The sequence below is a fragment of the Rahnella sp. RcJ3 genome (genome assembly GCF_009498575.1).
Classification (GTDB): Bacteria; Pseudomonadota; Gammaproteobacteria; order Enterobacterales; family Enterobacteriaceae; genus Rahnella; species Rahnella aceris.
The window spans coordinates 270,063-284,780 of sequence record NZ_QSNX01000005.1 but is presented as its reverse complement, the minus strand read 5'-3'; the positions used below and the strand labels follow the sequence as shown (position 1 = coordinate 284,780).

The following is a 14,718-nucleotide window of genomic DNA, read 5'->3' as shown; positions in this document are numbered from 1 at the left end:
TGTGATTCCTCATCATCTAAACGTATGGTTCGTAGCGGATTGCAGCCGCATCTGAAACCGGAAGTCGGGAGAGGCAGGGTCAGTAAACTGCCGGGAATTTATGATGAAACAGCCAGGGCGATTCAATGCAAACAAAGCGGATCCTGATTATTGAAGATGATGCCGATGCGGCAGACGTTCTCGATGCGTATTTAAAACGCGAAGGATATGACGTACAGATTGCCGGCGACGGCATTTCCGGGCTGGAGCATGCGCTGCGCTGGAAGCCGGATCTCATTTTGCTGGATGTGATGCTGCCCGGGATGCGCGGCACTGATGTGCTGGCATCGCTGCGGCGTGAAAGCAGCACGCCGGTGATTATGGTGACGGCGATGGGCGACATGCCCGATAAAATTGGCGCGCTGCGCTTCGGTGCGGATGATTATGTGGTCAAACCTTACAACCCCGGTGAGGTGGTGGCGCGGGTGCAGGCGGTACTGCGTCGTGTGGCGACAGACGAAAACAACACGTCTGCTGTGTTGCGCTGGCAGGGTCTCGACGTGGATGTCGGGGCGCTGACGGCGGCGGTTAGCTCTGCCTCGGGCGAACCGCATTATCTTGATTTAACCCCGACAGAATTTGGCGTACTGAGCACATTAATGCGGGCACCAACACGCCCGTTCTCACGTCAGTATTTGCTGGAGCATTGCCTGCCGGAAAGCGAGGCGCTGGAAAGGGTGGTTGATACGCATGTCTATAATTTGCGTAAAAAACTCGAATCTGCAGGCATCGTTAACGTGTTAGTTAATGTGCGCGGCGTCGGTTACCGGTTCAGACAGCCATGAACCACCACTCTCACTATCAGTCCCTGTGGCGCTGGATTTGTGTGCGGATCCTGACGCTGGCCATCGGCAGTGTCGTTGTGATTGCTCTGTGCATGTGGCTGCGTTTTGTCATTGAGAATCTTTGGGTATTGCACCATATGTCTCCCGCACTCAGGGCAGAGTTTTACGTGCTGCGGGATAATCCGGATCTTAATCTTGCGCGGTTTCATGAGATTGTCGATCAGGGCTGGGGGGCGCGTTACTCCGATCCCTCCATCGCCTCGGCCGACTGGATCATGGTTGGCATCCTGGTCGTCGTGGTGACGCCGTTTATCGCTATTTTGGGATTAAAAGCCGCGCGACCGCTTTCGTCACAATTCAGCCGTCTGGCCCAGGTGGCGCGTGCGGTCACGCAGGGAGATTTTAATACGCGGGCTGAGCCGGTGAAAAATGCGCCGGCGGAACTGATTCAGTTCACCGATGATTTTAACGCCATGATGTTGCAACTTTCGCGTTATGAGCGTGAGCTGCGGGCCTCCCATGTGGCGATGGCGCATGAACTGCGCTCACCGCTCACGGCGGCGGTGGGGCGTTTACAGGGCATGCTGGACGGTGTTTTCCGCCCGGAGCCGCAGCAGTTGCAGATGGTGATGACACAGCTTTTGCATCTGAACCGTCTGATCGACGAACTGCATCTGCTGTCGCTGGCGGATGCCGGTCAGCTTAACCTCAGCAAGACAGAACTGGATCTGGCAGATCTGCTGCGCGAGCGGATGACCTGGCTGAAACCTCAGTCGACGAAAGCCGGTTTTGATATCGCCCTGACGCCGGAGACGCCGTGCCGTTATGTCGGTGACCCGTTCCGGCTCGGGCAGGTATTTACCATTCTGATGGAAAATGCGCTGCGTTATGCGCAGGAAGGACGGCGTCTGGACATCGCCATCGCGCCCCGCAATGGCGGTTATGACATAACGTTCCGGGACAAGGGTCCGGGTGTGGATGACAGTTTTCTGCCTGTTATGTTTGAACGCTTCAGCCGGGCGGACTCTTCCCGCGCACGACATTCCGGGGGCAGCGGATTGGGTTTATCCATCGCCCGTGCGATTTGTGAAGCGCACGGCGGGGGGATCCATGCGGCGAAGAGAACGCACGGCGGGCTGATGGTCACGGTCAGTTTACCGCTGCCGGAAAACAGCCAATAAAAAATTCGCACGGCAATAAAAAAGGGGATGCTGAATGCATCCCCTTTTTATATCCGTATCAGATTATATCCGTATCAGAAGTCGTACGTCATGGAGACTTTGAGCGCGCGCGTTTTTCCCTGATAAATATAGGTTCCGGTGCTGTCGATATTTGACCAGTATTTTTCATTGGTCACGTTATCAACACCGGCACGCCAGACCATATCATTCTGGTTGATTTTGGTGCGGTAACGCACGCCAAGATCCAGAACGGAATAAGCGTCGATTTTCTTCGTGTTGGCTGAGTCTGCCCACTGTGAGCCGGAATGGTTCACCAGCGCGGTGGCCGTCAGGCCGTCAACCGGTTTGATGTCATATTCCGCACCCAGCACCAGGTTGTAGCGCGGCACGCCAATCGCATCTTTACCGTTATAGGTGTTGTCTTGGGTTTTGGTCATTTCCGGATCAATCCAGGTCGCGCTGCCGTTGAGACGCAGGCCCAGCACCGGTTCGCCAAAGACGTTCAGCTCCACGCCCCGGTTACGTTGTTCACCGTCCAGATTGTAGAATTTATTGCTGTCCAAAATGCCTGACGGTTTTTTGATTTCAAATAATGCCAGTGAACCGCCTGCACGCCCGAAGTCCGCTTTTACACCCACTTCGTTCTGTTTTGAATGGGCAATGCCGGTGGTCGAACCGTAGTTTTTCGCGTTATTCGGTGCCACATCGCCCGGCTGTAAAGACTCGGTGTGGTTGGCGTACAGGGAAATCACCTGCCACGGTTTATACACAACCCCGTACGTCGGCATCCAGCGGCTGTCGCTGTAACGTGATGACACGTCTTCAGCGCCGGTCGCATTGCTGTAATTACGGACGATCACTTTCTGATGACGGGCGCCGACGGTGAACAACAGGGTGTCATCCAGGATGCCCATCGTGTCGGTTAACAGATAGCCCTGAGTCCGGTTACGCCCGGTGGTCAGCGGGTCGTCATAATTACCGCCAGACAGATTAGGTGTCGGGTTCGGGACATTCGTGGTGTGATAAATATTGGTGTTTTCAGCATTGGCACCGTAGGCCATACGCCACGCCGTATTATTGCGTGAAGTCAGGGCGGAATAACCAAAATTCACCTTGTGGGTGATGAAGGCGGTATCGAAATTGCCGCGAATTCCCGCCATTCCGCTGAAATTATTGATGATGCGGTTGGTATCCAGACGACCAATCGTTGCCGTTCCGTCAGCATCTTTCAGCGCAGGGGAAGCATAGTCGCCGGTTTCATGCGAATGCTGTGCGCCAACGCCGCCATACACTGTCCAGTCATCAGTCACATCATATTCCGCTTTGGCCATACCAAATTCGGACTCAATATTGCTGTATACCCAGTCCTGACTGTAATTGTGACTGTTGGACGGCACTTCCGGGATGAAATCCACACCACTGATATTCACGCCAAGACGGGCGTCGTGGAAGGTTTTCTTTTGATAGCCCATGTCCACAGAGGTACGAAGGCGGTCACCGCGATAATCGAGGCCCAGTGAGGCTGCGGTGGTGCGTTTTTTCTCACCATCAATACCGGTTTCGCCTTCACGGTTAACGGCATTCAGACGGACACCGAACTGGTTGTCATCGCCAAAACGACGGCCCAGATCCAGGGTGCCACCAACCTGAGAAGAGGAGGTGTAATCCACGCCGACACGGGTCAGTGGCGCGTCATCCGCATGCTTCGGCTCGAGGTTGATCATGCCGCCTACGCCACTTGTCGCCGCGCCGTTCAGTAATCCGTTCGCACCTTTAAAGATTTCTACGCGGTCGATTAACGACGCATCCATCACCTGACGCGGCACCACGCCCGGCAATCCGCCATACGTCATGTCATCGCCATCGAGCTGGAAGCCACGAATGCGGTAGGTTTCGGCGAAGTTGCCGTATCCCTGCACGTTCTGGACGGTGGCATCATTGCGCACCACGTCAGCAATGGTCCGCGCCTGCTGATCCTGAATCAGTTTTGACGTGAAGCCGATGACGTTAAACGGCACATCCATTGCCTTCTGTTCGCCAAGCATGCCGAGGCGACCACCATGCGCCACCTGACCGTCCAGATAGGCCGGAACCAGCTCATTGCCGCCGGGTTTGAATTCATTATCCGGCGTACTGACGATAGTCATGGTATCGCCTGTCGCCGCCGTTGAGCTGGTCGCCGGAGCAGGGGCGGTGGCCGCCATCGCAGGCATGCAGCTTACGCTGACGAAGAGTGCCAGCAGGGTCGGTTTAAACCCTGTGGGTGAAATTTTTTCACGCATAATGTAACCCTAATGTAAAAAGGACTGAGAATCATTATTATTTGAATTTGCGATTATGCGCATGGCGTTTTGGGATGCAAGAAAAATATCAGGGGACTAACTTATGTGGCGTAAATCGCCTCGTTCATCATAAAAAATCCACGGCATCGCGTGGATTTGGGTGAATACCGGGGTTTTTAGTTTTGCTGGAGGAGCGGAGCGGAATCGACCCTATTTCTTCTTATTCAGCATCGCCTGTAAATCGGCAAACGGGTTGTAGGTGGCGGCACCGACATCATCTTGCGCATCTTCACCGGCCACCACCGTTGAACCGTACTGATCTGCTTCTGTGTACTTCGAGTGTTCGTGGTCATGACAATACAGGCACAACAACTCCCAGTTACTGCCATCTTCCGGATTATTGGTATGATCATGGTCGATATGGTGAACCGTTAATTCACGCAGGTTTGAATACACAAACTCCCGCGAACAACGTCCGCACACCCACGGATAGATTTTTAGCGCTTTCTCGCGATATCCGCTTTCCAGACGCTGGTAGTTTTTTGGGATCAGTGCCATTGAGATATTACCCGTTACAAAGAGAAAATTTACGATAGTGCCCTTAATATATCCCGTAACAGAGCGGAAGGAGAAATAAAAGAGGGAGCCGAGGGCGATTTTAGGGGGGGATAAAAAAGAAAAATCCACGCAAGGGCGTGGATTCTGTGTGGAGCGGAAACTGAAGTTCGGTTCAGACGTTGAACAGGAAGTTCATCACATCGCCATCTTTAACGATGTAGTCTTTGCCTTCTGAACGCATTTTGCCGGCTTCTTTCGCGCCTTGCTCACCTTTGTAGGTGATGAAGTCTTCGAACGCGATGGTTTGTGCGCGGATGAAGCCTTTCTCGAAGTCAGTGTGGATTTTACCTGCGGCTTGCGGAGCCGTTGCGCCGACAGGGATGGTCCATGCACGAACTTCTTTCACGCCAGCGGTGAAGTAGGTTTGCAGGTTCAGCAGTTCGTAACCGGCGCGGATCACGCGGTTCAGGCCCGGCTCTTCAATGCCCAGTTCAGCCATGAATTCTTCACGGTCAGCGTCGTCGAGTTCGGCGATGTCAGATTCAACCGCTGCACAAACAGCAACGACCACGGAGCCTTCGGCCTCTGCGATTTTGCGTACGACGTCGAGGTAAGGGTTGTTCTCGAAACCGTCTTCGTTAACGTTGGCGATGTACATGGTGGGTTTCAGCGTCAGGAAGCTCAGGTAGCGGATGGCCGCTTTGTCTTCCTCTGTCAGATCCAGTGCACGCAGCATGCCAGCGTTTTCCAGCTGTGGCAGGCATTTTTCCAGTGCGGCCAGTTCTGCCTTCGCATCTTTGTCACCGCCTTTGGCACGTTTCTGCACACGGTGAATCGCGCGTTCGCAGGTGTCGAGGTCAGATAATGCCAGTTCGGTATTGATAACCTCGATGTCATCAGCCGGATCCACTTTGTTGTTAACGTGGATGATGTTGTCGTTTTCGAAACAACGCACAACGTGGCCGATGGCTTCAGTTTCACGGATGTTAGTCAGGAACTGGTTACCCAGACCTTCACCTTTAGATGCGCCTTTGACCAGACCCGCGATGTCCACGAATTCCATGGTGGTTGGCAGGATACGCTGCGGTTTTACAATCTCGGCCAACTGGTCGAGACGCGGATCGGGCATTGGTACCACACCGGTATTCGGTTCGATGGTGCAGAACGGGAAGTTTGCTGCTTCGATACCCGCTTTGGTCAGCGCATTGAACAGAGTAGATTTACCGACGTTCGGCAGGCCGACGATACCGCATTTGAATCCCATGTTTTTCTCACCTTAATATCTTAATTATCAAACGATTAAATATAACCGCACGATGTAATGACCACAATTCCCCGCATTATACACGAGAACCGCATTTATCTCGATCCGCTTGTGGCCGCCACTGTTGTCAGTACACAGGATAAACCTTGCCTCGCCTGGTTCATTTTTAGATACTTGTCACAATTTTTTAACTGATCGGGAAATGTACCGGATGTTTTATGTTTAATCCGCGTGGTCTGAAGTTGTCTGAAATGAAGAACGAAACGCTGGCCGGATTTGTGGTGGCGGTATCAATGGTCCCCGAAGCGGTCGGGTTTTCACTGGTTGCCGGATTGTCGCCGATTGTCGGTTTGCACACGGCGTTTATTATCGGGCTGGTGACGGCACTGTTCGGCGGTAAACCGGGCATGGTGTCCGGTGCAGCGGGATCCATTGTGGTGGTGCTGATGAGTCTGGCGGCACAACACGGTATGGGATACGTGCTTTGGGCGACCATTTTTGCCGGGCTGATTCAGATTCTGATTGGTGTTTTCCGCCTCGGGAAATTTATCCGGCTGGTGCCGTTACCTGCGGTTCACGGCTTTGTGAACGGGCTGGCAATTGTCATTATGCTGGCGCAGTTGCACATGATTGCCGGGCAGGGACTGCTGATGTACGGACTGGTGTTGCTGGCGATTCTGGTGGTGGTGCTGTTCCCGAAACTGACCAAAATTATTCCTTCTTCGCTGGCAGCGCTGATCGTCGTTTCGGCCGTAGCGATCGGTTTTAACCTGCACACCTTGCGCGTGGGTGACCTGGCAGATATTTCAGGGGCGTTGCCACACTTCAGCCTGCCGGTTGCGCCTTTCAATGTTGAAATGCTGAAAGTCGTGCTGCCGTATGCGGTAGTGATAGCGCTGGTTGGCCTGATTGAATCGCTGCTGACGATGACCGTGCTTGATGAAATGGGTCATCAGAAGGGCAACGGCAACCGTGAAAGTATTGCGCAGGGCGCGGGGAATACGATTTGCGGTCTGTTCGGTTGCTTCGCCGGTTGCGCGATGATTGGGCAATCGATCATTAATTTCACCTCCGGCGGTCGGGGGCGAATTTCCGGTACAGTCGGCGCCATTTTACTGATCCTGTTTGTGGTCAGTTTGTCCGGTTATATTGGCTTGCTGCCGGTCGCAGCGCTGGCGGGCATTATGCTGGTGGTCTGCTACAACACCTTTGAGTGGAGTTCGCTGCGCCGTCTTCGCCGCATGCCTAAAGCTGATGTACTGGTGATGCTGATTGTCACCGTCATCACGATTTTCACCGATCTTGCCGTGGCGGTGATCAGTGGCGTGATTATCTCTGCGCTGGTTTTTGCCTGGCAGCAGGCGCGTATCCGTGTGCGCGAGCATAAAACTAAAGGCGACCTGGCAGTGTATAAGCTGGACGGGCCGCTGTTCTTCGGATCTGCCGCGACCTTTGCCGAGCTGTTTAATCCTGAAAACGATCCGCAAAATGTAGTGCTGGATTTTGCCGGTACGCGGGTCATGGATTCGAGCGGAGTGGAGGCGATTGATAAACTGACCACGCGCTATCTCGATGCCGGTAGAACCATTCGCCTGCGTCATCTGAGCAATGATTGCGTGAGTTTGCTCAAAAAAGCCGGGCCATTCTGTTCTCACGAACTCGACGATCCGCAATATTACGTGGCTGAAGATAATCTCTGAAACCTCAAAGGTGTCGCTTAAAAACGGCACCTTTTTCGTTATTCACCCGCTTGTGGCCCTTTAAAGATAAATGCTTACAATTCGGGGCAAAAAAGCGGCCAAATTCATATCGCTGAAAATTCTGTAATGTTATACCGTTACGCCCGGTCAACTTCGCACTAACTGGCTTCAGGCCTGCGCTGCGGGGTATTTTTTCCACTGCCGGAGCGGACATGAGTACAGACAAAGTATCCGGGACGGATAACGCCAGTAAACAGCTGCGCTTTCAGTCTGCCGCCACCCACACGCGTTGGCTGAGCGGGCTGATCAACCCCATTATGGTGATCAGCAGCGTGATGTATCTGATCTTGCTGATGCTGTATCTGGTCTCTCCGGCATCGGTGTGGCCCTGGGTGACCGGCAACATCATGGCGGCGATGTGGGTTTGCGCTGCCTCCCTGCAATGTGCCCGGCGTATCTCCCGCTGGCGGACGCAACAATTTGCGCCTGCTGTTGAAACCGCCATGCCGGAAGCGTCTTCCGGATTTTCCCAACGTCTGATTTCCCGCCCCTGGATGCGTCCTGTTTTACGTTATGTTGACGCGCATGTGTTCTTCCAGGCGCTTCCTGCGTTTGCCGCAATCGTGCTCATCAGTGTGTTATGGCAGTTGCCAATACCGGCCAATGACGCCGGTGAGGCGGGGTATTTTGCCGGTTCGGTATTCATTCTCTGCGCCTTTGCTGTACTGGTTCTGGAGCGTCACTGGACGCTAAAAAACCCGCTGGAATGGCCGGAAGCAGCAAAGCTCGCACCGATGATGCGCATGATGATTGGCGTGTTTTTGCTGAGTGCATTAGCCCTGATGTTTGCCCGTGAGGCTTCGGTGTGGCCTGCTCACCTGCTGATGCTCACCGGATTATTACCGGGGTTGGTGGCGCTGGAGCTTTTCCTGCGGGCGCTGATGGCGATGTTTTCGCCGCCGCGTGAGGATAAAGAGCCGGAGTTTATTGCGGGCAGCCTGCTGGCCGCGCAGATTTGCTGGCCGCCGCGTCCGTTACAGTTTGTGCAAAACGAACTGCATCAGCATTTTGGTATCGATCTTCGTCAGATCTGGGCGTTTCATTTTATGCGCCGTGCACTGTTACCGCTGGCCGCAATCTTGTTGCTGACCGGTTGGCTGCTGACGGGCATCAGCGAGGTGCCGCTGACCCAGCGCGGAATTTATGAATCCTTCGGCAAACCGGTGGCGGTCCGACAACCCGGTTTACATGCGGGTCTGCCGTGGCCATTTGGCCGTACGCTGATGGTTGATAACGGCGAAGTACATGAACTCACCACCGGTTCCGAAGAACCGGTCACCACCACACCGGTCACGGTGGCTGATACCGCCGAAGGCCCGGCGCCTGAAAGCGCAAACCGTCTGTGGGACTCCGGCCACAGCAGCGATAAATCACAAATCATCGCCAGTGCCACCCGTGACAGGCAAAGTTTTCAAATCATGAATATGGATGTCCGCTTTGTGTACCGCATCGCCATGAATGACGGCGCGGCGATGGCGAGCCTCTATCACACCGACAATATGCCGGTGCTGATCCGCAGTATTGCCAACCAGGTGCTGGTGCATGATTTTTCCTCGCGTACGCTCGACAGCCTGCTGGGAAGTGATCAGACACGCCTTGCCGCAGATATTGGCCGGAAAGTACAGAACCAGCTTGATCATCTCAACAGCGGCGTGGAACTGCTGGCTACGGTGATTGAATCAATCCATCCACCTGCGGGTGCGGCGGATGCTTATCACAGCGTACAGGCGGCACAAATTCTGGCACAAAGCGCCATCGCCGGTGAGAAAGGGCAGGCCTCGCAGCAACTGAATGCGGCACAGCAATTTGCCCGTCTGGCGCAGGATACCGCCAGTGCACAAAGCCACGAAAATCTCGATCAGGCACAGGTCATGGCGTTGCGCTTTAACGCAGAAAATCAGGCGTATCAGGCTGGCGGACAGTCGTTCCTGACCGACCGTTATTTTAGTCAGCTGATTCTGGCGATGCAGCAGCATCCGGAAGTTCTGATTGTTGATCACCGTATTGGCGGCGGGACTTCGCCGGTGCTGGATCTGAGAAATTTTACCCTGCCATTTACGCCCGGAGCGGATAAAGCGGCGCATTCTGTCAACGCGGAGACTACCCGGTGAATGATTCCCAACAACCTGAAGCCCACGGACACGATCACGATGCACATGGCGGACATCATCACGGTGCCGGACATCACCATCATCATTCCGGCCCGGCGGCCCCTGGACTCTGGCGACGGGTTACGATTGCTATCGTACTGGTGGCACTGATTGCCGCCACCGCCTGTCTGGTGCAGGTGCGTTCCGGCGAAGCGATGGTGATCACGCGCTTTGGTAATCCGGTGCGTGTGCTGTTGCAACCGGGGCTGGCATGGCATCTGCCGGTGCCGCTGGAGACCGCGATCCCGGTGGATTTACGTATCCGCACCACGTCCAGTGGGTTGCAGGATGTCGGCACCCGCGACGGTCTGCGGATCATTGTTCAGGCTTATACTGTCTGGCAGGTGAAAAACGATCCCCAGCATGTGCAGCGTTTTATCCGCGCGGTACAAAATCAGCCGGATATGGCCGCCGCGCAGATACGAACGTTTATTGGTTCGGCGCTGGAAACCACCACCAGCGGTTTTGCACTGGCTGATCTGGTTAACACTGATGCCAGTAAAATCCGCCTTTCCGGTTTTGAACAGCATTTGCATGATCAGATCGCCCGCCAGTTGCTCGACAGCTATGGCATTGAACTGGTGCAGGTCGGCGTTGAACGGCTGACATTACCGTCGGTGACGTTAGATGCCACCGTGGATCGCATGCGGGCAGAACGGGAAACCATTGCCACCGAGCGGTCCGCCGAAGGTAAGCGTCAGGCGGCTGAAATCCGGTCTTCCGCCGAACGCGATGCCCGTGTGATTAAGGCCGATGCGTCGGTCAGCGCAGCCAATATTGAAGCGCAGGCGCAGGTTCAGAGCGCGGCGATATACGCTAAAGCCCGGACCAGTAACCCCGAATTGTACGATTTGTTGCGCTCGCTTGACACGCTCAACAGCGTGATCACGCCGGGCACCCGGCTGGTGCTGCGCACTGATGCCGCACCGTTCCGGCAACTGGTTGAAGGTCCGCCCGCCTTGCCCGCCGCCAGCAACGGGCTGCGGCCATGAATCCGTTGTCCCGCTTTCAGGGGAATGCGTGGTTTCAGGCAGGACGCATAGCCTGTCTGGCGCTGTTTGCCATGACGCTGATTGCCGCCGCGAACTGGCTGTTCTCCAATGTGCGGCAGATAGAGCCGGATAAGCGCGCGGTGGTGATGCGCTTTGGTACGGTTTCCCGCACGGCGGGAGCCGGGTTGTTGCTGGCGTGGCCGGAACCGCTGGAGCAGGTAGAAATTTTACCCGCCGCTGACCGGGTAATCGAGCATCACGTGACCGCGTTGCTCAGAGAAAACATTGTGCCTGCGTGGACCAATACCGGCGGCGAGAAAAGTGATGCCGTCGCGGGCGCTGGGTATTTGCTGACCGGTGATTCCGGCGTGGTTCAGCTGGATGTGCAGGTGTATTACGTGATTACCGATCCGGTGGCGTTTGTGTTGCAGGGTGAACACGTGTTACCGGCCCTGGATCGTTTAACCGAGCACGCGGCGGTGGCGATTTGTGCCTCACGCGATCTGGATACCATTCTGGTCGCGCGGCCGGAAATGGTGGGTAACGACAGCCATATCGCCGAACGACGGGAACGGCTGCGTGGCGATTTACGTCAGGGCATTAATCAGCAACTCGCCGCCCTGAGAGCTGCAGGCAGCAACTCCGGTATCGAAGTCCGTCGCGTTGACGTGCAGTCTTCTCTGCCACCGTCGGCGGTTGAGGCGTTTAATGCCGTACTGACAGCCAGTCAGCAGGCGGATCAGAACATCGCCAGCGCGAGTAATGAGGCTGCCAGTGTGCATCAGGAGGCGGTTCAGGCGGCAGATCGCACCTTACAGGTCTCCCATGCCAAAGCCAGCGAACAGATAGCCCGGGCTTCCACGGAGACTGCAACTGTGGTGCAACTGGCGAATGATCATTCACCTGAATTACTGTGGCGTCTGTGGCGTGAACGGATGCCGGCAATCCTTGCCCATGCGGGCGGCGTCACTGCCGTTGATCCCCATGACGATGCACATCTGATCCTGCCGGGGCCAGACCGTCCATCCTCTCAACCCTGAGGTATTGCCCTGTGACTTCTTTTACTTCTGAAGAACCGGCAGCGAAAAGCGTGCTGTTAACGCGCCATGAACAGCGAAGCATGGCTGTACAGCTGCTTCTGGCGATGGCGGCGTTTGGTCTGCTGCTGTGCGGCTGGATCTGGCAATGGTTGTTTCCACAGCAAAGTGATGTCGGGCAAATTCTGTTTGGTGTGGCGTCATTGCTGGTGGCAGTTCCTGTGCTGCGCTCGGCAATTTATAGTTTGCGCAGCCCGAGCCTGCACGGCGTCACCGATCAGTTGATTGCGCTGGCTATGCTTGGCGCGTGGGCCACAGGAGACCTGATGACCGCCGCGTTGCTGCCGGGCATTATGATTTTTGGTCATATTCTGGAAGAGCGCAGCGTTATCGGTTCGCAGGAAGCCATCGATGCGCTCAGCCATCTGACCCGCAGCCGCGCCCGGCGGGTTTTGCCCGATGGTGAGATTGAGGAAATCGATAACCACCGGTTGCGAACCGGTGACCGGATTGAAGTGCGCGCCGGTGACCGGTTGCCCGCCGATGGCCGTGTGTTATCAGGTCGCGCCAGTCTCGATACCGCACCGATCACCGGCGAATCGGTGCCACAGGAAGCCTGCGCGGGTGACGATGTGTTCGGCGGTGCCATCAACCTCGACGGATTGCTTTGCGTTGAAGTCACGCGCACCGGTGCGGATGCTACGCTCGGAAAAGTGATTGCGTTGATGCAAAAAGCGGAGCATGCCAAACCGCCGATCACCCGTTTACTCGAGCGTTACGCCGGGCAATATCTGGTGCTGATTTTGCTGATTGCGGCGGCGACCTGGTTTATCACCCGTGATGCTCACGCCATGCTGGCGGTACTGGTAGCGGCCTGTCCGTGTGCGCTGGTGCTTTCCGCACCCGCCACCGCAATTGCTGGTATTGCTGTTGCCGCGCGTCACGGCATTCTGATCCGCAGCTCCGCTTTTCTTGAGGAACTGGCGGATCTGAATGCCATTGTAGTGGATAAAACCGGCACGCTGACCCACGGTGAACTGCATCTGCAACGTACGGTGCTGGCAGAGCATCAATCCTCTGACGCCGTGCTCAGTCTGGCGGCCAGTCTGGGCGCGGCGAGCAGCCATCCGGTCAGCCGTGCGCTATCTAAGTTACTGCCGCGTGAACAATACTTACCGCTGGAAGACGTGTCGGAACAGCAGGGTATGGGCGTGCGGGCGCAAACTGCGCAAGGCGAGGCGTTGTTAGGGCGCCCGGCATTCTTCAGCCAGAACACTATCGCGATGACCGTCGTACCTGAACATGACGGGCCGCTGGTTGGTCTGGCGCTGAACGGGCATTTTCTCGGCTGGCTGTTGCTGGCAGATTCATTGCGGCCTGAGGCGCACACGGCGTTAGCTGAACTGCGTCAGCTTGGCCTGCAGCGACAACTGCTGCTGACCGGCGATCGCGCCAGCGTGGCTGAGCGTATTGCCGGAGAACTGGGCATCAGTGATGTGGTGTCGCAGGCTTTACCGGAAGATAAACTGCATCAGGTCTCCGCTGAAATTGTGCAGGGTTACCGCCCGATGGTGGTCGGTGACGGCATTAATGATTCGCTGGCGCTAAAGGCTGGGGTGGTGGGGATTGCGATGGGGGCGGGCGGCAGTGATATCGCGCTCGCCTCCGCCGACGTGGTGCTGATCGGCAGCGACTTACGCCGTCTCGGCACCTGTGTTCGACTGAGCCGTGCCTGCCGCAGGACGCTGAAAATCAATGTGTTCATCGGGCTGGGCTGGACGCTGGTGGTGATGGCGGCGGCCGCGATGGGGTGGTTAGGCGTGGGGGGCATACTGATTGCCGCGTTGCTGCATAATCTCAGCACTTTGCTGGTGCTGGGGAATGCGGGGCGTTTGCTGCGTTTTGATGAGCCGCTTTAAATAAAGTCGGTTAGTTATATTTCTAAAATTTCAGGTGTTAGCCAGGCTCGATTCTTTTGCACCTGGCTAACACTCTTGTCAAAAGCGGCGGTTAAAGCTCAGCTTTGAAGGTATGCAGGCGACGCATGGTTTTTTCCAAACCTTCTTTCATCAGCAACTCAGTACAGCGCAGCGACTCATCAATCGCGTCGTCAATCAGCTTTTGTTCACTGGCTGGCGGCTTGCCGAGCACAAATCCCACCACTTTGCTTTTATCGCCAGGATGCCCGATACCGATACGCAGACGGTAGAAGTTCGGGTTGTTACCGAATTTACTCTGAATATCTTTCAGGCCGTTGTGGCCACCGTTACCCCCACCCAGCTTGATTTTCGCCATGCCCGGCGGGATATCCAGCTCGTCATGCGCGACCAGAATTTCATCTGGCTCAATGCGATAGAACTGCGCCATCGCCAGAACCGCTTTGCCACTCAGGTTCATAAAGGTGGTCGGCACCAGCAGACGGACGTCCTGACCGGCCAGAGAAAGGCGGGCGGTATAACCAAAAAACTTACTTTCTTCTTTCAGTTGCTGGTTGTGCTGGCGGGCGAGAAGGTCGACGTACCAGGCGCCGGCATTATGGCGGGTCTGGGCGTATTCTGCGCCGGGATTGGCCAGTCCAACGATCAATTTAATGCTGCTCACGATGTTCGCTTCTTTATCCGGTGAGGTTTAGCGCGCTAGTTTACCTGCCACTTTGGGTTGTGCCAAATA

General features: G+C 55.6%; 11 protein-coding genes. 7 read left to right on the top strand and 4 right to left on the bottom strand.

Annotated elements, in window-relative coordinates:
* Nucleotides 1-125: 125 nt before the first annotated feature.
* Nucleotides 126-824, top strand: a complete 699-nt coding sequence (locus DXU84_RS09255; protein WP_037034076.1) for a response regulator — start codon at nucleotides 126-128, stop codon at nucleotides 822-824.
* The gene (locus tag DXU84_RS09250; protein ID WP_153375482.1) at nucleotides 821-2,005 is read left to right on the top strand and encodes a cell wall metabolism sensor histidine kinase WalK; all 1,185 of its coding nucleotides are present in this window, start codon (nucleotides 821-823) and stop codon (nucleotides 2,003-2,005) included. Before DXU84_RS09255 ends, DXU84_RS09250 begins: the two co-directional genes overlap by 4 nt.
* Before the next feature lie 74 nt (nucleotides 2,006-2,079).
* On the opposite strand, the gene DXU84_RS09245 is transcribed toward DXU84_RS09250, so the two are convergent.
* The 3 genes from DXU84_RS09245 to ychF form a co-directional block, all read right to left on the bottom strand.
* Entirely contained in the window at nucleotides 2,080-4,287 is a 2,208-nt protein-coding gene (locus DXU84_RS09245; protein ID WP_112198684.1) for a TonB-dependent siderophore receptor, read from the bottom strand.
* A gap of 210 nt (nucleotides 4,288-4,497) precedes the next feature.
* The gene (gene yajD / locus DXU84_RS09240; protein WP_013575600.1) at nucleotides 4,498-4,845 is read right to left on the bottom strand and encodes an HNH nuclease YajD; all 348 of its coding nucleotides are present in this window, start codon (nucleotides 4,843-4,845) and stop codon (nucleotides 4,498-4,500) included.
* 172 nt (nucleotides 4,846-5,017) lie between these two features.
* Nucleotides 5,018-6,109, bottom strand: a complete 1,092-nt coding sequence (ychF, locus tag DXU84_RS09235; RefSeq protein WP_112198685.1) for a redox-regulated ATPase YchF — start codon at nucleotides 6,107-6,109, stop codon at nucleotides 5,018-5,020.
* A gap of 218 nt (nucleotides 6,110-6,327) precedes the next feature.
* On the opposite strand from ychF, the gene DXU84_RS09230 reads away from it, so the two are divergent.
* From DXU84_RS09230 to DXU84_RS09210, 5 genes are all read left to right on the top strand, one after another.
* The gene (locus DXU84_RS09230; protein ID WP_121019322.1) at nucleotides 6,328-7,809 is read left to right on the top strand and encodes a SulP family inorganic anion transporter; all 1,482 of its coding nucleotides are present in this window, start codon (nucleotides 6,328-6,330) and stop codon (nucleotides 7,807-7,809) included.
* A gap of 212 nt (nucleotides 7,810-8,021) precedes the next feature.
* Entirely contained in the window at nucleotides 8,022-9,980 is a 1,959-nt protein-coding gene (gene hflK, locus DXU84_RS09225; RefSeq protein ID WP_153375480.1) for a protease modulator HflK, read from the top strand.
* A complete protein-coding gene (hflC, locus tag DXU84_RS09220; protein ID WP_112198688.1) occupies nucleotides 9,977-11,011 on the top strand; it encodes a protease modulator HflC in 1,035 nt (344 codons plus the stop codon). Before hflK (DXU84_RS09225) ends, hflC begins: the two co-directional genes overlap by 4 nt.
* Complete coding sequence (gene hflK / locus DXU84_RS09215; protein WP_153375478.1) at nucleotides 11,008-12,051, top strand: protease modulator HflK; 1,044 nt, start codon at nucleotides 11,008-11,010, stop codon at nucleotides 12,049-12,051. Before hflC ends, hflK (DXU84_RS09215) begins: the two co-directional genes overlap by 4 nt.
* 11 nt (nucleotides 12,052-12,062) lie before the next feature.
* Nucleotides 12,063-13,967: a heavy metal translocating P-type ATPase gene (locus tag DXU84_RS09210; protein WP_121019324.1), complete on the top strand. Its 1,905-nt coding sequence runs from the start codon at nucleotides 12,063-12,065 to the stop codon at nucleotides 13,965-13,967.
* 91 nt (nucleotides 13,968-14,058) lie between these two features.
* Here DXU84_RS09210 and pth read toward each other — a convergent pair whose 3' ends face one another.
* On the bottom strand, nucleotides 14,059-14,649 hold the full coding sequence (gene pth, locus DXU84_RS09205; protein ID WP_037034067.1) for an aminoacyl-tRNA hydrolase: 591 nt from the start codon (nucleotides 14,647-14,649) through the stop codon (nucleotides 14,059-14,061).
* Between the last annotated feature and the right edge of the window lie 69 nt (nucleotides 14,650-14,718).